Genomic DNA, 23,838 nt, shown 5'->3' on the forward strand with positions numbered 1-23,838 from the left:
CAGTCCAATCGACGGATCTACGAAGCGCCGCATAGGGAAGCAACCGCCGGGCGAGACGCTAGCGAGAAGTGGGCCTGATCACTTCGTCTGCCGAGGCCAAGTTCGCGGTACCGCTTCGCCCATCGAGGACAGCTCAGGCTCTCCAGCAAGGTATGCGTGGGCACTGACCGCCAGCAGTGCGGCCCCGGCTTGGTCGCCGTTATCGGCGTGAGCCTGGAGAAATGGACGCAGTTCGTTTGATTTCACGCCCTGCACGAAGCGGTGTGCCTGCTCGGAATCGGCGACCAGCATGGCCAGCGGTGCGAGTTCCTGGTGGTTGTGTACGCGCGTGGATCCGCGTGATCCGCGTGATCCGCGCGGCCTACGCTACCGGCCTGCGACGCCGCCGACGCTTGGGCCGTGCGCGAGAACGAGCCCGGTCACAACTCCCTGACCGCGATTGTCGAGTGGGGCAGGCGCTGCGATCAGGCGGGACTGGCTCGTCTCGGCTGTCCCTTCGCCGGTTCGCCGGATGCTTCACCGCCCCGGGCGAGCGGACCTCGCGGAACGCGTTCGGCAAGATGGACGCCGCCGCGCCGGCCCGCAGCGGGCTTCACCCGCCGCGACGAGGTGTGCCGTTGGAAGGCAGCCGCTCCGACGCGCTGTGCTGTTGGTGTACCCAGTTGGCGAGCTGAGCGCGGGACCGGAAGCCCAGTTTCGCCAGGACATGCTCGATGTGCCCTTCCGCGGTGCGTTGTGCGATGACCAGCTTGGTGGCGATCTCCCTGTTGCTCATACCGAGGGCGGCCAACTCGGCCACCTCCCGCTCTCGCCGGGTCAGCGCTTGCGAGACGCTCCGACCGTGCTGCTCGGCTGACCGCCTGGTCGACGAAGTACCGGCCACTTGATCACCGACGACGTAGTCCAGTGCGTTTGCCAGGGATAGATCCGCCGTACGCCGGGCGGCCCGCTGGAACGCCTTGGTGCCCAGCTCTCCGCGCACGTCCCGCTCGTACCGCTCGTGGGCTTCGGCCATGAAGGGCGCGGTGTGCAGGGATGCGCCAATCGATGCCCACAGGGACCGGACCACGCCAAAGAGGCCCGCCGCACGCTCCGGCATGCCGGTCCGGGCCGCGCTCCAGGCGGCGAGATCCACGCACATGGCGATATCCCACCAGTCGTTGAAGGGGCGGAGCAGCCCAACGGCGTTCCGGGCCAGTGTCCCCGCCGTCGAAAATTCGTCCTTGTGCCAGCACAGCAGCGCCCTGGTGAAGAGATTGAACCCCCTCAGCCACGACTCACCGTGCTTCGAGATGACCGCTTCGCACTCATCGCACAGGGCGGCAGCACGGGGAAGATCTCCGACGAAGGCAAGTGCGAGTGCCAGCTTCGTCGTGCACTCGGTGGTGCCCCCGATGTCGCCGAGCTCGCGCAGAGCGGTCGCGGCTTGCTCGAACAGCGCGGCGGCTTGGGCGATGTCGCCGTTCCAGGTGGCGGCCACCGCGCGGTGGTGGCATACCCAGGCCAGAGTGGACCGGTCCCCCATGCGTACGGCAAGGGTCTGGGCCTCATCGAGGATCCCCAGAATGTCATCCGCAGTCCCTTGCAGAATTCCCAGGTAGGCGTGGGTCGCCAGGGCCGAGGCACGGATCGCGGACGCTGCCCCGTTGGCGCTGTCGGCTTCCAGCAGGCGGGAGAGCCAGTCCCTGCCCTCGCCCAAAGAGCCACAGGTGATCCAGTAATGACGCGGAGCCACCGCCAGGGCCAGACCTGCTGTCGCCTCACCGGGTGTCTGTAGACAGAACTCCAGTGCCACGCGGAGGTTGGGGTGGTCGCCACGTAGCCGCGCGAACCATGCTTCCTGCTCGGGCCCGAACCACTGGGCTTCGGCCCGCGCGGTGAGGCCGAGATAGTGGTCTCGGTGGCGGCGGCGGAAACGGGTCAGGGCTCCGACTCCGGACAATCGCTCTTGGCCGTACTCGCGAATGGTTTCGAGCATACGGTAGCGGGACCGCCCATAGCGCTCGGAACGGCTCAGAACAGACTTCTCCACCAGGCCGTTCACCACCTCGACCATCGTGTCCGCGGCCAGGCCCTCGCCGGCGCATACGGCTTCCGCGGCGCACAGGTCGAAGCCTCCGGAGAAGACAGACGCACGCGCCCAAAGCGCCTGTTCCTGCTCCGTGCACAGCTCGTAGCTCCAGTCGACGAGGCCGCGTAACGTCCGCTGGCGTGGCAAGGCAGCGCGGCTGCCCAGCCGCAACAGACCGAAACGGTCCTCCAGGCGAGAGAGGATCTCCTGCACCGTCAGAGTGCGCATCCAGGCCGCGGCGAGTTCGATCGCCAGTGGAAGCCCTTCCAGTGCGTGTACCAGACGCGTCACCGCCTCGGCGTTCTCGCGGCCCACCTGGAAGCCGGGAACAATGGCTGCGGCACGCTGCTCGAACAGGACGACGGCCGGGTACCGCGACAGGTCTCCCGCCGAAGTGCCGCGGCCAGGGACAGGGGTGGGCAACGGCGGCACCGAGAAGGTTTGTTCTCCGGTGATCCCCAGTACCTGCCGACTCGTCACCAGGATGCGCACCGCCGGTGCGGCCCGCAGCAGCGTGTCCACCGTGGCGGCACACGCATCGACGAGGTGCTCGCAGTTGTCCAGAACGAGCAGTAGCTGTTTGTCACGGAGATGATCCACGACCATCTCGAGCGTCGCGTGTCCCGGCCTGTCGGGGAGCCTCAAACAGGAGGCAATGTTCCAGAGAACCAGCTCCCCCTCACGGACAGTCGCGAGTTCCACCACGTGCACCCCGTCGGGGAACATGCGGCCAACCTTGGCAGCGGTATCCAGAGCCAACCGGGTTTTGCCCACGCCCCCGACTCCGGTCAGGGTTACCAGGCGCGACAGTGAGAGTCGCCGTCTGACGAGAGTCGTCTCACGGCGACGGCCGATCAAAGGGGTGAGATCAGCAGGCACCCCGGTCGCCCTTTCCGCATATTCGCCTGCACACTTCTTTCACATCCATCACCTGGCCGCAATGGTCTGACGCTCCGCGGTCCCAGGATGGCAGCCCCCGCACGAGGCAGGCACAGCACGGCCGTGCTCTGTCACGTCGTCAGCCCTGGCCGGTTCCGCAAGCCTGGCAATATATCCGAGTAGGGGAACTTGCCAACAAAATCCGCCATGCCGGCGCTGAGCGGCTGTTCCTCCGCCAGCGGGCGGCCGAACCCACCGAACCTCGCGTGGACTACATGTCATCGAGGATCAGACGTCCGGCACGACGCCGACCCGCCGGACGGCCGCCCCGCCCCAGGGAGCCGGGCCACTCCCCGAAGTCTGACCCCAAGAGAGTGGGAGGTGGCCGAGCTCGTCGGCCTCGGCATGAGCAGCGAGGAGACCGCCAGCAAGTTGGTCGTCGCCCAGCGGACCGCGGAAGGACACATCGAGAATGTCCTGGCCGAACTGGGCTTCCGGTCCCGCGCCCAACTCGCCGTCTGGGGACAGACGCGGCCGAGCGACCGCCCATCGACAGCACCCCATGACGCGGACACGGGTAGTTGTCCCCTGATCGAGCCTGCCGTGCATTCGAAAGACTCACCACGGCAACGCACGCACAGGCCCGGCACGCGGGCCGACCTCAGAGGAGGTCCGAGTGGTCGAAAGGGCGATATCGGTGGCGCTCAGCTACGAGGGCGACGAGGCCGGGTACGAGACCTCCCTGCCGCTGTCGGCCCGGCAACAGGCGGGGGTACGGGAACTCGCCGAGCAGATCCGCCCTCGCCTCGACTCCCTGGTGGCGCGGATGGTTCTGACATACAAGGCGCAGATCCCGCAGTACGCGGCCATCACGGATCCGTTGGTGCTCGCGGACATGAAGGCCGTATCACTCGCCGGCATACGGTGCTGGATCGAAGCACTCGACCTGGCCCGGCCCATAGACGAGGAACTGCTGCTTCCCGTACTGGAGGCGAGGAGGCGGCGGGCGCTACAGGGCGTGGGCATGGATGCCATGCTGCGCGCCTACCGGATCGCCACCCACGCGGTGTGGCAGGAGATCCTCGCATTACCGGTCGATCAGGAACTGGTGGCTCCGTTGTCGAAGCGCATGCTCGAGTTCGTGGACCGGCTGACCACCGCGACCGAGGAGGCGCACACCACCGAAGCTCTCCAGGCCAGTCGGGTACCGGCAGCGGGCCCCTCCGCTCTGTTCGAAGCCATCCTGGCCGACCAGTACCGGGAGCAGCACCATCACGCGGACGTGCTGGAGTCGGACCACTGTGTGGTGGTGCTCGACGTACTGCCGAGCACCACCAGGCTGTCCCTGGACGAACTGGCCGCAGGGCTCGTCCGGGAAGCGTGGGCGACGTACTGGACCACTCGTCACCGCAGTGTCCTGGCTGCCTGCCCGGTGCATCAGGGGGGACGACGCCAACTTCTGCACCGGCTGGAGCGCTTCGTGCACACCCGCGCCCCTTTGGGTGTCGCTGTGGGCGGGGTTGCGAGAGGGACGACGCAGATACGCCAGAGCCATCGCGAGGCGCTCCAGGCCCTGCACATCGGGGGGCGGCTGGACAGGGCTGCCACCCGCGTATGTGACTACCAGGAGCTTGCGCCCCTGGCGGCGCTGGTCGCCGACCCCGAACAGGCACGCCGCTTCGTACAAGGCCGTATGGAATCGCTCGGTCGCCTGGCCGAGCGAGCATGGGTACTCCCCACGCTGGCGTCCTATCTGCGGCACCGGGGCAGGCTCAAGGCGGTTGCCGCCGATCTCGGCGTGCATCACAGTACGGTCAAGTACCGGGTAAACGAACTGCGCCCGTTCCTCGAGTCCCACGTCCAGGACGGCGATCAGGCCGGCACCGTCCTGCTGGCGATCCGGGCCCACGACTACCTCACCGCAGAGCGCGACCCCGTCCTCGACGGAGGAACCCGTACCGATAACTCGGCTTCGGCCGACGCGGTGCACACGCGCACCGCTGGTTGATGTCGCGCCGGCACCGCCCGCGACGACAGCCGGTCCACGTGGAGTTGCCAGCCCTTCAGGGCTGATGAGGGCATGGGGTGTCAGCGGCCGGTCCGGAATCCCCACGTACGGCCAGTTGAGATGTCACTCTCGATTTCGGATTGACCGGATCCTGATGTGGCCGGTCACGTACAGGTGGACGCGATGGGCTGCCTGCCAGGTCGGTACCGGGCACAGGCGATCAACTGTCTGCGCAGGCGTCTTGGCCGACGAGTTGTGCCACGCGCTCCATGCAGCGCATCCGGGCAGGAGAGAAGTCGTAGGGCATCTTGGTGATCGCCTCCAAGACGCCCATCCGCGTGTCCTCCTCCTCTGTCAGGTCGGCGTCGTAGGTCTCGAAGAGCTCGTCATCGGCCGTGTCCAGCCCGGCTGCCGTGGCGGCCCGCACGAGGGCCATGTGGTGGGTGTATCGCTGTACGGCGATTTCCTCGACGCGCGGGTCATCGGGGTCGACGCCGTCGTCGAGGGCGGCCTCGGCCTCGTCGAGACGGTCCTCCTCGGCCCGTAGGTCGGGACGAGTGGCCAGCACGATGTACACGCCGGCCTGTATTGCGGAGCCGAGCGGACCGAAGATCCGTTCCGTGACCAGCAGGGCCTCCAGGTCGGAGGCGCGCAATGCGCCAGGAGGCAGGTGGCTGAGCCGATCCGTCACCAGCTCGGAGAGCAGGCCCTGCGGGCTGCCCACAGCCCGCAGGCGCCCGACGGCCGCGCGCTGACGTTTGATGTCGGCCTCCTGGGCAGCCAGGGATTCCTCCAGCCGGCCCAGGGTCTCCTCCATGTCCCCGGATTCGTCGAAGGCAGCTCGCATGTCGTCCAGACTGATGCCGACGTCCGCCATTCTGCGGATCCACATCAGGCGGATCATGTCGTCGTAGCCGTAGCGGCGGCGGCCGTCTCCACCGCGCTCGGGTTCCGGCAGCAGACCGATCTGGTGGTAGTGGCGGATAGCGCGCGGGGTGGTCCCGGCGAACGCGGCAGCAGCGCCGATCTTGACCTGGCGGGGCGGTGTGACGGAGGGGTACATCGCAGACGGAGCCTTTCGTGCTGTGGTACCTCGACAACACCACATGCCGCTACGGCAGGTGCAACAATTTCCCCGACCTCTGCGACGCCGTTCTCAAGGACGCGGGGATCGACGTCGTCCTCAGCGGCATCCAGATCCCAAGAATGAACTCGATCACGGAATGGTGGGTACAGACCTTGCCGCCGCGAGCTCCTGGACCGGACGTTCGACGATCCCGACGCGTTGGCCCACCTCATGGCAGCCGGCCTCGGTGCCATCATCTGGACCTCGGACCCGGACGACATCCGCACCCTCATCGACGGCCCGGACACCGGACAGGAAACCCGCCCCTGTCATCCGCACCGTCTAGGCGGTCTGCTCGACCGGTGCCGTGCGGAAGGCGGCTGCCTCGTGGTGGACTTGCTGTTCGCGGAAGGAGCGGTCGAGGTGGTGCTGTAGCCGGACGTGGCGGAACTGGTAGACCGCGCCAGTCTGGCGCAGCACACCGCGGCTGTAGGCGTCGTCCAGGAACGCGGCAGTGTTCCAGGGGAGCCTGCCGGTCAGCGGAAGCCAGACGCGGCACAGGACCAGCCACTGCCCCCAAGCGGTGAACGACAGCGCGTAGGCCAGCGCGCCGCCCACTCCGCCGACGACGCCGTAGACCAGCGCGCTGCCCGCCCCCCACGCCATCGGGCCGAAGAGGGGCTGGAGCAGGTCGACGACGAGCTGTCCGCCTGCGCCGATGGTGAGGGCGAGCGCGGGCGCGAGGACGAGGATCTGGCGGCCCACGGTCATGCGGTTCGAGGCCAGCAGGCGCGTCGGGGTGGCGGCGGAGGCGATGTCCAGGGGCGTCTCCAGGGTGGCCAGCAGCCCGAAGACGAGCCCGGCACCGAGCCCGAAGATCAGGCCGAAGGCCAGCATGTCGATGAGGGTGTCCTTCAGCACCGCGGCGTCCGCCATCGGCTGTCCGTAGTACAGCCAGTGGTCGAGGGTGAGGGTGCAGGCGCATCCGGGGCCCACGAGGAAACCGCCCAGCAGGCTGGTCCCGAACCGGGCGGCGAAGGTGCGCCCCGTCCCGCGGCCGGGGCGTCTCGCGGTGCCGGGAAGTCGCAGTCGCGCCCGGGCCGGCTCGAAGGGTTCGCGGCCGAAGGCAGTGACGACGCAGAACACGCACCCGAACGCGAGCCCCGTGATCGGCCCCGTCAGCCCTGCCAGGAGCAGCGTCTCCCCGAGCGCCTGTGGCAGGAGGACCAGGCAGACGAGCAGTTCGGGGACGAAGACGCACAGCGCGGAGGCCGCCACGACGGTCAGGATGCGGGTGGCGAGCGGCAGCGAGGCACCGATCTGCCACCAGGCGAGGTCCTGCTGTTCGCGGCCGAGCCGGGCCAGGTGGTGGGCGAGGTAGCCGAGCCAGCGTTCTGCGTGCTCCGGGGCCGGGCCCTGTCCGGGGCTGCGGCGGCCGGGGGCGCGCTCGGCGACGGGGCGCCGGTAGACGGACGGGACGAATCCGGCGAGGAGGTGCTCCTCCAGGGCACTCACGTCGGGGAAGCGCTCGGTGTCCAGCAGCTCCGCGGGGTTCCTGCGGGACGCCTCGCTGTACATGGTCCGGGCCAGACTAATCATGAGGGGCGTCCGCAGGACCACGGCCAGCGGCACCTGCGCCGGGTCGCGGTGGGCGTCCCAGTAGGCGAGGAGTTCCGCCAGGACGCCGTCCCAGACCGATCCGTCCTCTGTGCGGCCACCGCCGACGGGCTCCTCGCCCGGGCCGGTGCGGCGGGCGGCCGGGCGTGCTGTCAGGGGCAGGTAGGCGGCCAGGTCGTCGAGCGTGAGTTCGGCGAGTCTGATGCCGGCGGCCCAGACCAGCGGGGCGCCCACGTCCTGGACGGCCTCGGTGAACTCGGCCTGGCGGCTGGTCAGGATGAGCGGCATCGAGGTGGTGTTGAGCGTTTCGAGGGCGACCCGCCGCAAGCCCTCCGCGATCTCGTCGAAGCCGTCCAGGACCGGGAGGATGAGATCTGCGTCGATCAGCGCGACGGCCAGGTTCGACCCGCCGGGCGCGCTTGCGGTGAGGTGGGGGTGGTCGCGTACCAGGCGGTCGACCAGCCAGTCCCGCAGCGCGACGGCCGTCGGGTCCCATGATCCGACGCTGAAGACGACCGGCACCCGGTCGGCGGGAGTCCGGGCCGCCAGGTGGTCCAGGACGAACCTGCCCGTGAGGACCGACTTGCCCGAACCGGCCCGGCCGAGGATCACCAGCCGCCCGGAGGGGATCCGCCGGTACACCTCGGCCACGCTCCCCTCCCGGCTGGTCAGGTCCATGGGGCGCGGTGGGGCTCCCGGCGGGAGGCGCTGGACGGTCTCCGGACGGTCGGTGAGGGCCGGGGGCGCGGGGTGCCAGCGCACCGGCAGGGGGAACGGGTCGTGGATGCGGCGCTGCTCCACCTCCTGCCGCCAGCGCCGCCTGACCTCATTCCCGAGTGCGTCAGCGGCGGCGATGATCTCCTCCCGCACCTGCGGGCGGACGCCGGGGGGCTCGACATGCACGGAGGTCCCGGCGGGCACGGGAGTCTTGGCGTCCGTGGCGGTTTCGGAGTCCACGGGGATCCCGGCGGCGTCGCCGCCGCCCGCCTTGGTGAGCCCTGCGGTCAGCCGCCGGCGGTCCCCAGGGCCGACGTCCAGGGCGTCCGCCAGCAGGTTCAGCGTGCTGAGCCGGTGGTCGCGGGACTTCCCGGTCTCCAGACGGCGGATGGTGCTGATGCTCACCCCGGACCGTGCGGCCAGTTCCTCCTGCGTCAGCCCGGCGCGGACCCGCAGTGGACGGAGCAGCGTGCCGAGTTCGTCCATGACGTGCCAGTCTCCTCCCCCGCCAAGCGCGCTGTTGGACAAGCTTAGTGGCGACCGGTCACATATGACCGCCCCATGAGCTGTGCTCTGAACAGCATCGATGGCATCGTCGCCGACTGAATCACCGTGGCGGGGACTGCCCGGCACCGAAGACGGCGGCCAAGTAGGCGGCCCTCGGCCGGAACTCGTGGCGGAGATTCCGATGGACACCCGCAGCGGGAAACCACGGTGGGAATCCCGACCGGCCCAGCCCGCGAGCGGCGGCAGGTGCTCGCGGGCCGTGGGCGCCATCGTCCTGTAGCCGGTGGTCACCGAGGCTGACCGGCGTCGAGAAGGGAAAAAGGAATTGAGCATGTCCCAGGCCACCGGATCTCCCTCTCCGGGTGGGAAGGAGGAGCAGTCCGACGGCAGGCACAGAAGGCCCCTGACGGCCCGTCGGTGGTGGGTGGCTTCCGGCGCCGCGGCGTTTAGCTGCGTGCTGCTGACAGGTGTCACCCTGAACACTGCGCAGGCCGACGACGAGACACCGTCGAGCATCCTCCAGGCCGGTGCCGAGCAAGGCGTCTCCGACGGCTATCCGGGTGTGATCGGTCTGATCCGCCGCGGTGACTCCACGGAGTACGTGCACGCGGGCGTCGGGAACCTCAGCACCAAGACGGAGGCCGACCCGAAGGCGAAGTTCCGGATCGGCAGCAACACCAAGGCATTCACGGCCACCGTGCTTCTCCAGTTGGAGGGTGAGGGGAAACTGTCGCTGGACGACTCAGTTGCCAAGTGGCTGCCGGGCGCGGTCGACGCGAACGGTTACGACGGCTCGAAGATCACCATCCGCGAACTGCTCAACCACACGTCGAGCCTGCCCGATTACTTCACCGACCTCGGGGTCGAAAGCGACTACTTCCTCAACACCACCCCCGACAAGGCGTGGGCGCCGCAGCAGTTGGTGAACATCGCCCTGCGCCAGCACGCGCCGCAGTCCGCACCGGGTGAGAAGTTCGGCTACGCGAACACCAACTACATCCTGGCCGGCATGGTGATCAAGGCGGTCACCGGCAACGAACCCGGTGACGAGATCCAGAAGCGCATCATCGAACCGCTCAGGCTGAACGACACGAATTTCCCCACCGATTCCTCCATATCGGGAAATTACCTGCACGGTTACGTGCACCCGCTCACCATCGTCACGCGTGACGTCACCATCTCCAACGTGCAGATCGGCGGCACCGCCGGGGCCATCGTCTCCACCCTGGACGACATGGCCACGTTCCAGCGGGCACTCATGACCGGGAAACTCCTCGCCCCGGAGCAGCTCAAGGAACTCAAGACCACGGTGCCGACGGGAAGTGCGGACGAGACCTGGGGGCTGGGCATCGCCCACATGAAGACGCCCTGCGGCACGTGGGCCTGGGGACACAACGGTGCCGTGCTCGGTTACTTCAGCGAGTGGCTGATCAGCGACGACGGCAGCACACAGGTCGTCCACGCGAACAACGAATACCACATGCTGTCCCCCACCAAGGGACAGACCGACAGTTATCAGGCCATGGGCAACGCCTTCTGCGCCGCGCAGTCGTAGACGTTTTCCGCACGGACGGACGGCCGTGCCCGGCGAGGGCACGGCCATGCGTCAGAACCTATCGATGGCACTGTCGCCGACTGTCGTCCTGCCGGAAAGTTGCCTTGCCGGGCCTGCGGCGGCGCGGCCCGCGTCATGAGCGGATCGGCGGGATACCCCGCACGAACAGCTCCCACAGTTCATCCGGCACCAGACGCTCCACAAGGTCCACGACCGCGGACTACCGAACACGCCGAATGAGATGCCCTCTCAGTCTCGTCCCACGGTCCTGTCGATCAGTTCGTGGGCCAGGTCGGGGCGGACGCCGTCGGGGTTCTTCAGCCCTGCGTCCTCGTACCAGGAGCGGTCGGCTTCCGGGTGCGGGCCGCTGACCCCGACCCGGCCCTTGCCGTACGGGGCAACGACGACTGCGGCGGCTCCGTTGGGGTAGGTCGCCAGGACGTCGGCGTCGGCGCCGTTGTCGAGGAGGAAGGCGGGCCCATCCTGGAAGTACATGTGCCGCTGCCTGCCGCGCCACTTCACCGGCACCACGGTGTCTCGCTGGTCGTGGACCGTGGTGTCCTGGAGGTCGATGTATCCGTCGGTGTCGCCGGGCAACAGGTCGAAGCCGGGGTTACGTCCGGCGAGATAGGCGCCGAAGCACAGGCCCAGGTAGCTGCCGCCCTCCCGGACCCAGTCGCGCATCATCTTCGCCGAGCCACGCAGGTCCCGCCAGGCTCCGTCGAGGTCGGAGCCGCCGCCGGGCTGGACGTACAACTGCGCGTCGGCCAGAGCGTCGGCGGTCAGGGGGACCCTGGTGCCGGGGCCCACGTACGAGACCCGGAAGGGCTGCGGCGCCTGGCGCAGCAGGGCGGCGATCGTCGGCGCGCAGTCGGGGCAGCCCTGGGGACCGCGGTAGACCAGCGCGAGGGGCGGCTGGTCGCTTCGCTCGTCGGCACTCGACCAGCCACAGCCGGCCAGCGCAGCGGCGGCCGGGAGAACTCCGAGGAGCAGCCGGCGCCGGCCCACAGTGGCCGGAGGCTGACCGACGTTCGGGAGTGTACTGGGGTGCATGGTGTCTCTCTCCTGTGTCTCCCGGCCCGAACGCGGACCGGGGGCCGATGGCGTACGTGCCCCTCCCAGCATGATCAACCCGAAAATCATCCCACCCGCTCAGCCAACGTGACAGCGCCAGGACCGGTGCCGGGGCCCGGGGCCGGGGGTGACCTTGCCGTTGTGCCGGCCAGGCGGCGGCCACCGTCGTCGCCTCTGCCTTCTGGAGCAGTTCGGCGCGGGCCGAGGGGGAGAGCGGGACGGCGGTGGCATCGCCCCCGGAGGCCGACGGGGTGGCTGCGGCGGCGTGACCTCCGGTGTGTCGTGTGGTTCGGCCGAGCCGGTTGCCGCTACTTGACGTTGACTCCGGCCCAGGCGGCGGCCACGCCCTTGTACTCGGCGCTGTCGGCGCCGAAGAGGTCCGTGGCGGCCTTCAGCGTGGCCTTACGGGCGGCGTGGTAGTCGGTGTTGGAGGTCATGTATGTGGTCAGGGCCTTGTACCAGATCTTCTCGGCCTTGGCGCGGCCGATGCCCTTGACGGTGGAGCCGTCCTTGGTGGGGCTGTCGTACTTCACACCGTCGATCTCCTTCGCGCCGCTGCCCTCGGACAGCAGGTAGAAGAAGTGGTTGCCGACACCGGAGGTGGCGTGCGGGTCGACGTTGCCCATGCCGCTCTCCCAGTAGTCGTAGGAAAGACCGTCCTTGCTGGGCTTGTCCATGTAACGCGCCGCCGTGCCGTCTCCGTTGAGGTCTATCTTGTCGCCGAGGAGGTAGTCACCGGGGTCCTGGGCGTTCTTGGCGTAGAACTCCACGGCGGTGCTGAAGATGTCGGAGGTGGCCTCGTCGAGCCCGAGGGCCTCGCCGTACTTCAGCTTAGCGGTGGCCGAGGTGACGCCGTGGGTCATCTCGTGGCCCACCACGTCGAGCGCGGTGAGGGGCTTCTTGTTGCCCGCGCCGTCGCCGTAGGTCATGCAGAAGCAGTCGTCGTTCCAGGCGGCGTTCCCGAACTGGTCACCGAAGTGGACCCGGGAGTAGGCGGCCTTGCCGTCGCCCCTGATGCCGTTGCGGCCGAAGACGTTCTTGTAGTAGTCCCAGGTCATGGCGGCGCCGTAGTGGGCGTCCACGGCGGCGGTCTGTGCGACGGTGGGCTTGCCGTTGCCCCAGACGTTGTCGGCGTCGTAGAAGGGCGACCCCTGCTTGGTCTGGTCTGTCGAGTGCTTGGCGTTGTACGTCTGGTGTCCGCCGCGGGCGGTGTCCTTCAGCAGCCACCGGCTGCCGCTCTTGACGCTGCCGAGGGGGACCTTGCCGTTGTACTGGCCGGTGCCGGTGCCAGTCCCGGTGCCAGTCCCGGTGCCAGTCCCGGTGCCGGTGCCGGTGCCGGGGGTGACCTTGCCGTTGTGCCGGCCAGTGCCGGTGAAGGTCTTGACGTCCTGGTACTGGTAGAGCTTCTTGCTGGTGGCGGCGTCGGTGATGACGTGCAGCTTGCTGGGTGTACCGTCCTTCTGCGTCCCGCCGACGACGGTCTCATAGGCGAGGACGGGCTTGCCGGTGGCGGCCCAGATCACCTTGCGGGGGGCCCGGTCGGCCGACGCTCCGGTGGTGTGGTCGGCTTCGGCCAGCTTGATGGCGGCCTTGACGGCGGTGCTCGGGGCGACTCCGGCGGTGGTGGAGGCGACCTTGACGGTGGCGTTGGTGGCCTTGGTGACGCTCGTGATGTCACCGCTCTTGGTCTGGTGGACGATCAGGTCGCCGCCGAGGACGGGCAGTCCGTCGTAGGTGCGGTCGTATCGGGTGTGGGTAGTGCCGTCGACGTCCTTGATGACGTCCGTGACGACCAGCTTCTCCTTGGCTCCGAGGCCGATCGATGTGGCGATGTTCGCCTTGGTCGCGTTGGCCTCGCGCAGCATTTCGGCGCGGGCCGAGGCGGTGAGGGCCGCGGGCCGGGCCCCGGTCTCGGAGGCCGGGGCGGCACCGGCGGCGCTGGTGGTCAGCCCGGTGGCGAGCAGGGCCGTCGCCGCGACCGCGGTACCGGCCACCATCGCCGAACGACGCATACCGGCACGGGGCATGGTCATGCTGGAGGTCTTGCGCACGCGAACTCCTCGTTTCCTTTTCTGGAGCACTGTCACGTTGTTGGGTGTGTGGTCGTCCGATGGTGTGTCGGGGTGCGGCGGGAGCCGGGTGGGCCCCGGGGGCGGTTTGTGGCGGGCAGGCCGATGGTCTCTGGGCGCCCCACTGGCATCCCGGCGGTCACTAGAGGTACGCGCCCCGTGGTTATGCGCCGGTTATGGTGCGCCAACCCGCGCATAACCACGGCCCGGCCACAATGGGACACGAGCGGCAACCCCGACGAGAAGGAGCGGCGCGGATGCGGGTGCTGGTGGTGGAGGACGAGAAGGAACTCGCCGAGATGATCGCGGACGGGCTGCGCGACGAGGGCATGGAAGCCGACATCGCCCACGACGGATCCACCGCGCTGCAGATGACCGCGGCAACCGACTACAACGTGATCATGCTCGACCGGGACCTGCCCGTGATGAGCGGGGACGCTGTCTGCCGCACCCTCACCACCAGCGGCTACCCGGCCCGGATCCTCATGCTCACTGCCGCTGGAACCCTTGAAGACATCGTCGACGGCCTCGGCCAGGGCGCCGACGACTACCTGTCCAAGCCCTTCGCCTACCTCGAACTCATCGCCCGCCTGTACGCGCTGGCCCGCCGTGGCCCCTCCGGCGCCCCCACCGTCCTGGAACGCCACGGTGTCCGTCTCGACACCGTCCGGCGCCTGGCCGAACGCGACGGTCGCTTCCTGGCAGTGACCCCGAAGGAATTCGGAATCCTTGAGGCCCTCCTCGAAGCCGACGGCGGCATCCTCAGCGCCACCGACCTCCTCAACGCCGTCTGGGACACCCCACCCGAATCTCGCAGCGCCGTGAAAGTCACCGTCCACCAGCTACGTCGCAAACTCGGCACCCCACCCCTTATCGAGACGGTCCCCGGCTTCGGGTATCGCCTGTGACCCGCAACCAACGGGGCAAACTCACCATCGGCGCCCGCCTCACACTCTCGAACTCGGCCGTCCTCGCCACCGGCGGCCTCGTCCTGCTCACACTCAACTGGCTCAGCGTCCGCGATCTCCTCAACGCCAATCGCTCCCTGCTCGCCGTCGTCCCCACCCTCCCCGCCGAGCTTCAGCCCCCTACGACCGGCTCTCCGACCACTCCCTCACAACTGCCGCCCGCTCCCTGGCCATCCGTGCCCTCGCAAGCCTTCGAGGCGTTCCGGAACACCGTAATGCGGGAGCTCCTCGCCCGCTCCGTACTCCTTATTGTGGTCATCGCCGCGCTGTCCCTCCTCGCCGGCTGGTGGATCGCCCGCCGCTCCCTCACCCGCATCACTCAAGTCACAGAGGCCGCCCAATACATCGGCGAAACCAATCTCTGCGACCGCCTCGCCCTCACCGGACCCCACGATGAGGTCAAAAAACTCGGCGACACCTTTGACACCATGCTGGACCGCCTGGAACGCTCCTTCACCGCTCAACGCGAATTCACCGCCCTCGCCTCCCACGAACTGCGCACACCCCTCACGATCACCCGCACCGCCCTGGAAATCCCCCTCGCCCAGCGCCGCGTTCCCGACGACCTCGAACCTGCCCTCCGTCGCGCTCTGGCCGCCACCGAACGCAGCGAACGTCTCATCGCCTCTCTCCTCGCTCTCGCCCGCGGCGAGAGCGGCCTCGCCCACGTGCGCGAAAGCGACCTCGCCGATCACGTCCGTACCGCCCTCGCCGACGTTCGCGACGAGGTCGAACACCTGAAGGTGACCCTCCAGACCAAACTGGGCCCCGCTCCGGTCACCGGCGACGCCACCCTCCTGGACCAATTGGTCCTCAACCTCGTGATCAACGCCATCCGTCACAACCACTCTGGTGGCACCGTCCACGTCACGACCGGCACTGCGAACGGCCGCTCCTGGATCGAGGTACGCAACACAGGCCCCTTGGTGAACGCGCACGACATTCCGACCCTCTTCGAACCCTTCCACCGAGCGGTTGACTCCCACCGCACCGGATCCGGTCTCGGCCTCACCGTCGCCCGCGCCGTCACCCACACACATCACGGGATCCTCACCGCCCATCCCAATCCCTTGGGTGGCGGCCTCACCATCCGCACCGAATTCCCGACCCTGTGGGTGCCGAGAATGTCATCCGCCCTGGTCGGAGCCCTGTATCGGGACCGGCGGTCGTCGGCCTCGCCACTCGGGTAGGCGCTCTCGCGCAGTCGGCGGTTCACGCGTCAGGTATCCGCAGCGGTGGGGAGGCAGACGGTCAGGTGTGCTCCATGGGGGCTGTCGGTTATGCGGAGGGTGCCGTGGTGGAGGGTGGTGGTGCTGGTGGCGTGCCGTTCAGCGTTGTCGAGGAGATTGCCCAGCACCCTGGCGAGCAGCGACCTGTGCCCGTATACGAGGACGGGTTCGTCTCCGGGGGCGTTGCCGAGGTGCAGGGTCAGGGCGATATGGGGTGATGGGTGGCGGCGGGCAACCTCGTCGCGGACGAGGTCGGTGAGGAGAGTCCGATCGCCGGCCCGTCAGGGCTGATGAGCACCCGGACATGCAGGCGTGGAAGGATCGACATCCGTCGGTATCGGGTCATCGGGGCTGCTATGAGCTGCGGGAGATCGTGAACGCGACCTTCTACCAGAACCGGACCGGCTGTCAGTGGGCGTACCTGCCACACGATCTGCCGCCGAAGTCCGCGACGTACTACTACTTCGCGTTGTAGCGTGACGACGGCACCGACAAAACCATCCACGAGTTGCTGCGCTGCCAGGCGCGGGAGAGCGCTGGCCGCACGGAGGATCCAAGCGCGGTGGTGCTGGACACCCAGCAGGTTTCGGGTGCGCTTGCCGGAAACCTCATCCGCCCGGGTCATGCGGCATGGCGGTATTCGTGGAGGATGCCGCCGAGGCGATCACGACGTCGTACGTTGAGACGGGTGATCTTCCCCGGATCGGCGATCGCCGGCGGCAACGGGTGCAGCGGGCGGGCGTTGGCAATGCCCTGGTGCGGCCGGTGTCCGAGAAGGTCGCGGTGCCAGCGCAGCCGCGCCAACCTCGCGAGAGCGCCCGCTCGGGCAACTACGCCGGCCGACCTCCCGTACACCGCGCACACCGCATCCCACCTGGGCGGATGATATTTTCGGCAAGCGCAAGGTCGAGGGCGGTCAGGGACAACTCCAGCCAGGCGGTGTTGATGGCGAAGTGCGGGCTCGGCCATGTGATCGTCGCCTCGGGCGGCAGTGCCGACACCCCTCTCGCCTTCGCGGCGATGGCCCTGCTCAGCGTCATGAGCGTGCTGCTCTTCCACCTCGTCGTCCTGCTGGAACGACTGCTGCTCCCGTGAGTCCGGGAGATCACCGGCTGACCGGACTCCACCCATAGTTCCACCCGTGGGTCCAGGCGCGTACGGGCCCGTGCCAGCAGGCTTGAGGCATGACAACGACTGACTGGATCACCGACATCGCCCTCCTCCTCGTCGTCTTCCGGCAGATGCGGGAGGGCCGCCTCGACGCCAAGTCGTACGTGATCCCCCTGGGGATCGTGGCCTTCGTCGCGCACAGCTACCTGAACACCGTGCCCACGGCCGGCAACGACCTGGTGCTGATCGGCGCACTCGTCGCCGTCGGCGCGGCCCTCGGCGTCGCGGGCGGCGTCTACACCCGTATACGCAAGGTCGGCGCGCATCTCTTCATCAAGGCGGGCGCGGTCTCCGCGACCCTGTGGGTGCTGGGCATGGGGGCGCGGATGGGCTTCCAGCTATGGGTCGACCACGGCGGCGCCGACGACGTGGCCCGCTTCAGCCTGGCCCACCAGATCACCACGGGGGACGCGTGGGTGGCCGCGTTCGTGCTGATGGCACTCACCGAGGTGGTCACGCGGCTGGGCACCATATTTCTCCGCGGCCGCATGACCACCCGGGAGCAGCCGCAGCCGACCGTGGACGGACGGGTCGCGGCGGTCGCCGCGGACCGGACGGTCTGAGTACGGGTTATCGTCGCGCCGTGTCCGCTTCCGACAATCCCCCAGCCTCCGGGCCGGCTTCCGAACGGGAGCCCGGCCCTCGGGTCGTGCTCCGGCACGACGCCCTCCAGTGGGCCGTCACCCTGCTGATCATCGCCATCGCGGTCATCACCGTCCGGCCGGTGGGCGTCAGCGGTCGCGGCCTGGCCGTGGTCGCCCTGCTGGTGGTCAACTCCGTCGCCCTGCTGGCCAGACACCTGCCGCCCGCCTTCCCACGCCGGGCCGCGCTGGTCTGGCTGACCGCCGGTGTCGTGGCGTCCGCCGGCCTGCTGGAGGTGAGCAGCAGCGGCTCCGGCTACCTCTTCGCCTACTTCCTCGTCGGCCACGCCGGCTACCGCCTCGCCCTCAAGCCGGCCCTGGCGGTCGCGGCCCTGTCCAGTCTGCTGTGCGGCGCTGTCTTCTATTTCTACGTCGGCCCCGATCACCAGGTGCTCACCTGGACCTTCGGCCTCAGCACCGGCATCCCGGTCGTGGCCGGAATCCTGGGTCGCGGCAGGCAACAGGCAGTGGAGGCGAGGCTCCAGGCCGCCGAGTCCGCCGAGCGAGCCGCGCGGGCCGAGGCGCGCACGGCCGTGCTCACCGAACGCGGCCGCATCGCCCGCGACGTCCACGATGTGCTGGCGCACTCGCTGGCCGGGATCAACATGCACCTGGAGCTGGCGGACGCCTTGATAGACACCGGCGACCTGGAGAAGGTCCGCGCGGCGCACAACAAGGCGCAGCGCCTTGTCAGGGAGAGCCTGAAGCAGGCCCAGTGGACCGTGCACGCGCTGCGCGAGGAATCCCTTCCGCTGCTCGAGAGCCTGACCGCCATGATCGAGTCGTCCGGCCACCGCGAGGTGCTCACCGTCACCGGGGCCGTGCGAGAGCTGCCGGCACAGGTCACCCAGAACGTGCTGCGCATCGCGCAGGAGGCGCTGACCAACGCGGCCCGGCACGCTCCCGGGGCCGAGATCGCGGTGGAGCTGACGTTCGACGCCGCCTCGACCAGCCTTGCCGTCCGCAACGGGCCCGCGACCGGTGAGGCGACCGCGGGTGTCGGCAGCGGCATGGGACTGATAGGAATGCGCGAACGCGTCGCCCTGCTGGGCGGCACCCTCACCGCGGGTCCGCTCACCGAGGGACCGGACCGGGGCGGCTGGCAGGTGGAGGCAGTGATCCGAGGATGACGACGAACGAACCGGCCCAGGAGCCACGGAACCCGCAGGACCCGCTGACCGAGCGCTCGCTGAAGGTGATCGTCGCCGACGACCAGGCCACCGTCCGCGAGCCCTTGGCCGCGGTGCTCGACATGACCGAGGACATCGACGTCGTGGCCGCCGCCGCGGACGGTACCGAGGTGCTCGCCGCCGTGGCCGCCACACCGGTCGACGTCGTCCTGATGGACCTGCGCATGCCTGTCATGGACGGCACCGAGGCCACCCGCCGGCTGAGCGAGGAACACCCGGGAACGGCCGTGGTCGTGCTGACCACCTTCGCCGACGACGACTCGATCCTGAACGCCCTGAGCGCCGGCGCCCGCGGCTATCTGACGAAGAACGCGGGGCGCCAGGACATCGTCCGCGCGATCCGGGCCGCCGCCGCGGGACAGTCCGTACTCGACCACGAGGTGCAGAACCGCCTCCTGGCCACCGTCCGCACGCGCCCGCCGGCCGACGCGCAGCCGCTCCCTGCGGACCTCACCCGCCGCGAACGCGAGGTGCTCACCCTTATCGGCCAGGGTCTGCCCAACCGGGCCATCGCCGAGAAACTCTTCATCAGCGAAGCCACGGTCAAGACCCACATCAACAACCTGTTCGCCAAAGCCGGCATCCAGGACCGCGCCGACGCCGTCCGCCGCGCCATTGCGGCCGGCCTGGCATGACCCGGGCCCCGGTTCGGGCGGTCAGGCCGTCCGTGCGTTCAGCCGGTGGCCGGCCGCCGGACGCGGCGCGGCGTGTTCGTCCGAGCGTCCTCGCCGAGAACCAGCCAAGCGCCGCCACCAGCAGCCACACCGACGCTATCGAGCGTCGGTCGGACCGTTGATGAGGCCCAACACGATGCACCGGGCCAGGGGCGGCAGGGCCGCCATGAACACCCGGGGGAGGTTGCCGGGGCGGGTCGAGTGGGTGAGGACGGTGGTGACCACGAGGCAGGCCCCCAGCGCGGTGGCCGGCAGCCGGCAGCCGGCAGGTCTGCTCGGGCAGCCGCGCCCCTCGGCGTACTGCACCGCGACGCCAAGGGCAGCGGCCAGGGCGGCGAGCGTGCCGGTGACGAAACGGTGCAGGGCGAGCAGCAGGCGGGACTGCGGCGCGTCGTCGCCCAGCCCCGGCACTTCGCCCCGGCTGTGAGGCAGGGAGAGCGACCCAGGGAGAAGGCCGCGTGGGGATATCGCCGGATCCACGGCGAACTACTCAGCCTGGGACGCAAGATCGGCGCCTCGACCGCTTGGGAGATACTGAAGAAAACAGGGATCGACCCCGCGCCCCAGCGCGCGGACCATTCCTGGCCCGCCTTCCTCAAAGCCCAGGCCTCCGCCATCGTGGCAGCCGACCTGTTCCACGTCGACACGGTCTTCCTACGGCGCTGGTCCGTACTGTTCTCCATCGGCCACGACACCCGCCGCGTACACATCGCCGGCATCACCCGGAAGCCGACCGGCCCCTGAATCACCCAGCAAACACGCAACTACCTCATCGACCTGGGCGACCACTCCGAGTCGATCACATTCCTCATCCGGGACCGCGGCGCATACGTCACCAACAGCTTCGACTCCGTCTTCCAGGCGACCGGCATACGCGTGATACCCACTCTGCCTGCCGTGCCACGGATGAACGCGATCGCCGAACGCCTGGATCGGATCATGCCGACGTGAGGCAACTGACCGCACCCTGATCATGGGAGAGCGCCACCTACGCCTCTCGTCGGCGAGGATGCGGAGCACTGCAACGGACACCGGCCGCATCGATCCCTTGGACAACGGGCGCCGGACCGGCTCACCGAGCCCGGACCACGCGCACCTCACCGTCGCTCAACCGAAGCGCCAGCACCGAGCGTGGCGCGGAGTGAGGTCGGCCGCTTCCCGCCGCGCGAGCTGCGTACGGTCCGCCGCCGTCCGGAAGAACTCTCTTTCGTCCATGCGGGCCTCCTTGCCGGAGTCGAGGAGGCCCGCTGCCTTGCCACGCGGCCACCCGCCACGCGAGGTACCACAAGCCCCGCCGAGCGGGCCCCGCTCACACGCTCAGGCCGTACGGCATCATGCAGACGACGACATCGGTGCGCGCCCTGAGGACCGTGGCCAGCAGCAGGCCGCGCTGGTTCTGGAGCATCTTGTAGCGCCGGTGCCGGGGCTCGACCTCGGGGATCAGGACGGCGATCTCCCGGCCGCCCCCGGCCTCGCGCCGCACGTACGCGACCATCGGCTGCACCAGGGAGCGGTGCGGGCTGTCGATGATCTCCAGGCGCACCCCGGGATTCCAGCGCTCCCAGGTGTCCCGCAGGGCCCGCGCCTTCGCGGGCTCGGCCTGGACGCTGACCGCCACGACCTCGTCGCCCAGGGCGAGCGCCGCCGTCAGCGCGCGCTGCGCGAGCCTGCTGACCTCGCCGAGCGGGACGATGACCAGGCTCATGGTGCGCACCGGTGGCGGCGGGATCCGCCCGAGCCCGAGTTCCTCGCCGGCCGCCGTGTAATAGCGCTGGACGCGGGTGAACAGCAGCATCAGCAGCGGCACCGCGACGACGACCGCCCAGGCCCCCTCGAGGAACTTGGTGGTCAGCAGGACCAGACCGGCCCCGGTGGTCAGCACGGCCCCCAGACCGTTGAGCATCGCGCGGCGCAGCCACCCTTCCGGCTGCTCGGTCGTCCAGTGCCGTACCAGCCCGACCTGGCTGATGGTGAAGCCGGTGAACACCCCGATGGCGAACAGCGGGATCAGCCGATGGGTCTCGCCCCCCACCGCGTTGAGCAGCAGGGCCGACAGCACTGCCAGCGCCACCACGCCGTACCGGTACACCGGCCGCTCCGCGCGCAGCCCGAACAGGTGGGGCAGCCGGTCGTCCCGCGCCAGCAGGCTCATCAGGACCGGGAGGCCGCCGAAGCTGGTGTTCGCGGCGAGCGCGAGAACAAGGGTGACGATGAGGTTGGTCGCGTAGTACTCCCATCCGGTTCCGTACGACCCGGCGGCGAGCTGGGCGAGGACCGTCACACCACCGCGTGGCGCCACATGGTCGCGGCGGATCAGATACGCCATCCCGAGCAGCATCACTCCGAGGAGCATGCCGAGCATCAGCTCGGTGTGCTGGGCCCGCTTGATGCGCGGCTCGCGGAACATCGGCACGCCGTTGGCGATGGCCTCCACCCCGGTCAGGGCGGAGCAGCCCGAGGAGAACGCTTTCAGGATCAGCAGGACGCCCAGCGCCTCGGTGGTCCGGACTGGGTGGGCGGCGCCGACGACGGCCGCGGGGTGCGAGCGCAGGATCCCCATGACGACGATGCCGAGCATGCTGACGATGAACAGCACGGTCGGCAGCATCAGCACCCGGGCGCTCTCGGCCAGTCCCCAGAGGTTCACGGCTGTGAGCAGGGCGAGCAGCACCAGGCAGACGGCGAGCAGATGCGAGGAGAGGATCGGGAAGGCGGATGCGAGGCTGGCGGCGCCGGCGGCCAGGCTGACGGCGACGGTGAGGACGTAGTCGATGGTCAGGCTCGCCGCGGCGAGCAGGCTCACCCGTTGCCCGAGGCTCTTCTTCGCCACCGCGTAGGCGCCGCCGCCGTCCGGATGGACGGCGATCACCTGGCGGTAGGAGATCACCAGCACGGTGAGCAGGACGGTGATGACGACGGTGATGGGCAGCGTGGCGGTAAGGGCCCCGGTGCCGGCGGCGACCAGGACGACCACGATGGCCTCGGGACCGTACGCAACCGAGCTCAGCGCGTCCAGGGACAGCGCGGCCAACCCCTCAAGGCTGGTGAGGTGGTGCTTGTCGCCCTCCCCGTGGCGCAAAGGTACCCGTGGCCGCAATGCGCGGTGTGCCAGTCCGAACGCCATGGGGAACCTCGGGGCGGGGTTGTCGGGGGCCGTTCCGCGACAGTGTGCCCCGCCGTGGCGCCCGGCCACCTGAGGCATGCCCGAACAGCCGCCACGTGTCCGCCGCCTCCGTGACTCCCTGACCTGACCGAGTGCTCCTCACGGCGCTCCCCGAGTGTCGCCGCGGCGATGGGAGCCGCGCCCATAGCATGACCTGGCGCGGTCACCGACCTGTCGGCAGCAGGCCGGGCCGTGCGATTGGTTCCTGGGGGCCCATGCGGTCGCGCATCCGGCGAGCGAGGGTGGCGCTGACGAGGCGCGCCGGGTTACGCCCAGCGCCGGACGACTGGAGGTTGGTGACCATGACGGTGATGTCCGTGCCCAGGTTCGAGCGGTTCTTCCGGGTGGCGGCGGGACTTGATGTCGACAAGAACGACCTCAAGCGCTATAGCGACTTCGTGGACGCCAAAGTCTACGATCTGCTGCTCATTGCCGAGGCGGTCGCGAAGGCCAATGCCCGGGACGTGATCGTGCCGTGGGATCTGCCGATCACCAAGGGGCTACAGGAGAGCATCCACCGCTTCCGGGACCTCGACCACGAGATCGAGTTGAAGCCCATCCTCGATCAGCTCGTCAGGCACCCGCCGCTGGACCGCGCACCCGACGACGCGACGGAGGCGAGGTTGCCGGAAATCGTCGGCGGGCTCAGTCTGGCGCTCGCCAAGGCATTCAAAATCATCTACCCGGACCTGAAGAATCCGCAGACCAAGCACTGGGAGACGGTCTGGCCGCTCTTCAATCTCCTGCTGTGACGCCGGGGTGAATGCCGGGAGCGGTGCGGTGGCCGCCGGACCGGCTAGGAGGGCATGACCGCGGACATCGAGGCGGGCATACGCGCCTTGAGGTCCTTCCACTCGCCCTCGCTGATGTGGTTCTCGAGGACATGCAGGACCGTGCGCACCAGTTGCTCGGTGTCGCCCTCGATCGCGTACGGAAAGTCGTGCCGGACCCGCTGGAAGAATTCCTCGCTGTTCAATTTCACGGGCGTCTCCGCGGGTTTCCACCCGTCGTAGTAGACGCCGCGCAGCAAGGTCGGAAGCTGCGCTCCGAAGTGCACGGCCTCATCGACCGTCAGCCGGTCCCGCAGGTGGTGCAGGACCGCGCGCAGAGCGGCGTACGACTGCTTCCGGCGCTCCTTGGGCCACCCATAGGCGTGCTCGATCTCCTTCAGGACATGGTTGGCCTTGTCGACCATGGTGTCGAACGAGGAAAAGCCTGCCGCAACCATCAGGTAGTCCTT

The 23,838-nt window shown here is 69.0% G+C and carries 19 protein-coding genes and 2 pseudogenes; 12 read left to right on the forward strand and 9 right to left on the reverse strand.

Annotated elements, in window-relative coordinates; translation table 11 throughout:
- Window positions 1-592: 592 nt before the first annotated feature.
- Window positions 593-2,845, reverse strand: coding sequence for an ATP-binding protein (locus tag ACK1X7_RS10030; protein WP_390796000.1), 2,253 nt, complete (start codon window positions 2,843-2,845; stop codon window positions 593-595).
- Between the two features lie 312 nt (window positions 2,846-3,157).
- Here ACK1X7_RS10030 and ACK1X7_RS10035 point away from each other — a divergent pair.
- Window positions 3,158-3,460, forward strand: a pseudogene (locus ACK1X7_RS10035) (response regulator transcription factor); the annotation flags it as partial.
- A 166-nt stretch (window positions 3,461-3,626) separates the two neighbouring features.
- Window positions 3,627-4,958 carry a PucR family transcriptional regulator gene (locus ACK1X7_RS10040; RefSeq protein WP_385143099.1) on the forward strand — a complete coding sequence of 444 codons (1,332 nt, stop codon included), beginning with the start codon at window positions 3,627-3,629 and terminating at the stop codon, window positions 4,956-4,958.
- Window positions 4,959-5,178: 220 nt separating this feature from the next.
- On the opposite strand, the gene ACK1X7_RS10045 is transcribed toward ACK1X7_RS10040, so the two are convergent.
- Window positions 5,179-6,021, reverse strand: a complete 843-nt coding sequence (locus ACK1X7_RS10045) for a MerR family transcriptional regulator (RefSeq protein WP_413114977.1) — start codon at window positions 6,019-6,021, stop codon at window positions 5,179-5,181.
- A 345-nt stretch (window positions 6,022-6,366) separates the two neighbouring features.
- Window positions 6,367-8,844, reverse strand: a complete 2,478-nt coding sequence (locus ACK1X7_RS10050) for a helix-turn-helix domain-containing protein (protein ID WP_413114978.1) — start codon at window positions 8,842-8,844, stop codon at window positions 6,367-6,369.
- Window positions 8,845-9,196: 352 nt separating this feature from the next.
- Here ACK1X7_RS10050 and ACK1X7_RS10055 point away from each other — a divergent pair, with 352 nt between their 5' ends.
- The gene (locus tag ACK1X7_RS10055; RefSeq protein WP_385143091.1) at window positions 9,197-10,420 is read left to right on the forward strand and encodes a serine hydrolase domain-containing protein; all 1,224 of its coding nucleotides are present in this window, start codon (window positions 9,197-9,199) and stop codon (window positions 10,418-10,420) included.
- 249 nt (window positions 10,421-10,669) lie between these two features.
- Here the strand turns inward: ACK1X7_RS10055 and ACK1X7_RS10060 are convergent, their stop codons facing one another.
- Both ACK1X7_RS10060 and ACK1X7_RS10065 read right to left on the reverse strand, forming a co-directional pair.
- Window positions 10,670-11,473: a BPL-N domain-containing protein gene (locus ACK1X7_RS10060; protein ID WP_385143088.1), complete on the reverse strand. Its 804-nt coding sequence runs from the start codon at window positions 11,471-11,473 to the stop codon at window positions 10,670-10,672.
- 329 nt (window positions 11,474-11,802) lie between these two features.
- Window positions 11,803-13,527 carry a M4 family metallopeptidase gene (locus tag ACK1X7_RS10065; protein ID WP_390796003.1) on the reverse strand — a complete coding sequence of 575 codons (1,725 nt, stop codon included), beginning with the start codon at window positions 13,525-13,527 and terminating at the stop codon, window positions 11,803-11,805.
- 293 nt (window positions 13,528-13,820) lie between these two features.
- Here ACK1X7_RS10065 and ACK1X7_RS10070 point away from each other — a divergent pair, with 293 nt between their 5' ends.
- The 3 genes and pseudogenes from ACK1X7_RS10070 to ACK1X7_RS10080 form a co-directional block, all read left to right on the forward strand.
- Window positions 13,821-14,471 (forward strand): response regulator transcription factor, encoded by a 651-nt coding sequence (locus tag ACK1X7_RS10070; RefSeq protein ID WP_413114979.1) that lies wholly within the window; start codon window positions 13,821-13,823, stop codon window positions 14,469-14,471.
- Window positions 14,468-15,721, forward strand: a complete 1,254-nt coding sequence (locus ACK1X7_RS10075; protein WP_413114980.1) for a sensor histidine kinase — start codon at window positions 14,468-14,470, stop codon at window positions 15,719-15,721. The genes ACK1X7_RS10070 and ACK1X7_RS10075 overlap by 4 nt, the downstream gene beginning before the upstream one ends.
- A 343-nt stretch (window positions 15,722-16,064) precedes the next feature.
- A pseudogene (locus tag ACK1X7_RS10080) lies at window positions 16,065-16,355 on the forward strand (transposase); the annotation flags it as partial.
- A 26-nt stretch (window positions 16,356-16,381) separates the two neighbouring features.
- Here ACK1X7_RS10080 and ACK1X7_RS10085 read toward each other — a convergent pair.
- Entirely contained in the window at window positions 16,382-16,564 is a 183-nt protein-coding gene (locus ACK1X7_RS10085) for a hypothetical protein (RefSeq protein WP_385156913.1), read from the reverse strand.
- 141 nt (window positions 16,565-16,705) lie between these two features.
- Between ACK1X7_RS10085 and ACK1X7_RS10090 the strand changes: the two genes are divergently transcribed.
- The 4 genes from ACK1X7_RS10090 to ACK1X7_RS10105 all read left to right on the forward strand — a co-directional run bounded on the left by ACK1X7_RS10090 (window position 16,706) and on the right by ACK1X7_RS10105 (window position 19,396).
- Window positions 16,706-16,855, forward strand: a complete 150-nt coding sequence (locus tag ACK1X7_RS10090; RefSeq protein WP_385156908.1) for a hypothetical protein — start codon at window positions 16,706-16,708, stop codon at window positions 16,853-16,855.
- Window positions 16,856-16,944: 89 nt separating this feature from the next.
- Window positions 16,945-17,493 (forward strand): hypothetical protein, encoded by a 549-nt coding sequence (locus tag ACK1X7_RS10095; protein WP_390796073.1) that lies wholly within the window; start codon window positions 16,945-16,947, stop codon window positions 17,491-17,493.
- 20 nt (window positions 17,494-17,513) lie between these two features.
- Window positions 17,514-18,701, forward strand: a complete 1,188-nt coding sequence (locus ACK1X7_RS10100; protein WP_413114981.1) for a sensor histidine kinase — start codon at window positions 17,514-17,516, stop codon at window positions 18,699-18,701.
- Window positions 18,698-19,396, forward strand: coding sequence for a response regulator (locus ACK1X7_RS10105; protein WP_413114982.1), 699 nt, complete (start codon window positions 18,698-18,700; stop codon window positions 19,394-19,396). Before ACK1X7_RS10100 ends, ACK1X7_RS10105 begins: the two co-directional genes overlap by 4 nt.
- Before the next feature lie 135 nt (window positions 19,397-19,531).
- On the opposite strand, the gene ACK1X7_RS10110 is transcribed toward ACK1X7_RS10105, so the two are convergent.
- On the reverse strand, window positions 19,532-19,846 hold the full coding sequence (locus ACK1X7_RS10110) for a hypothetical protein (protein ID WP_385156896.1): 315 nt from the start codon (window positions 19,844-19,846) through the stop codon (window positions 19,532-19,534).
- Window positions 19,847-19,858: 12 nt separating this feature from the next.
- Between ACK1X7_RS10110 and ACK1X7_RS10115 the strand changes: the two genes are divergently transcribed.
- Complete coding sequence (locus tag ACK1X7_RS10115; protein WP_413114983.1) at window positions 19,859-20,179, forward strand: hypothetical protein; 321 nt, start codon at window positions 19,859-19,861, stop codon at window positions 20,177-20,179.
- Between the two features lie 565 nt (window positions 20,180-20,744).
- Here the strand turns inward: ACK1X7_RS10115 and ACK1X7_RS10120 are convergent.
- On the reverse strand, window positions 20,745-22,559 hold the full coding sequence (locus tag ACK1X7_RS10120; RefSeq protein ID WP_398162539.1) for an APC family permease: 1,815 nt from the start codon (window positions 22,557-22,559) through the stop codon (window positions 20,745-20,747).
- A gap of 341 nt (window positions 22,560-22,900) precedes the next feature.
- Here ACK1X7_RS10120 and ACK1X7_RS10125 point away from each other — a divergent pair, with 341 nt between their 5' ends.
- Window positions 22,901-23,350 carry a DUF1931 family protein gene (locus tag ACK1X7_RS10125; RefSeq protein ID WP_137964925.1) on the forward strand — a complete coding sequence of 150 codons (450 nt, stop codon included), beginning with the start codon at window positions 22,901-22,903 and terminating at the stop codon, window positions 23,348-23,350.
- Between the two features lie 44 nt (window positions 23,351-23,394).
- Here the strand turns inward: ACK1X7_RS10125 and ACK1X7_RS10130 are convergent, their stop codons facing one another.
- A complete protein-coding gene (locus tag ACK1X7_RS10130) occupies window positions 23,395-23,826 on the reverse strand; it encodes a DUF2267 domain-containing protein (RefSeq protein ID WP_385158466.1) in 432 nt (143 codons plus the stop codon).
- Window positions 23,827-23,838 lie beyond the last annotated feature (12 nt).

Source organism: Streptomyces sp. CY-1, from assembly GCF_047218265.1.
Lineage (GTDB): Bacteria > Actinomycetota > Actinomycetes > Streptomycetales > Streptomycetaceae > Streptomyces > Streptomyces niphimycinicus.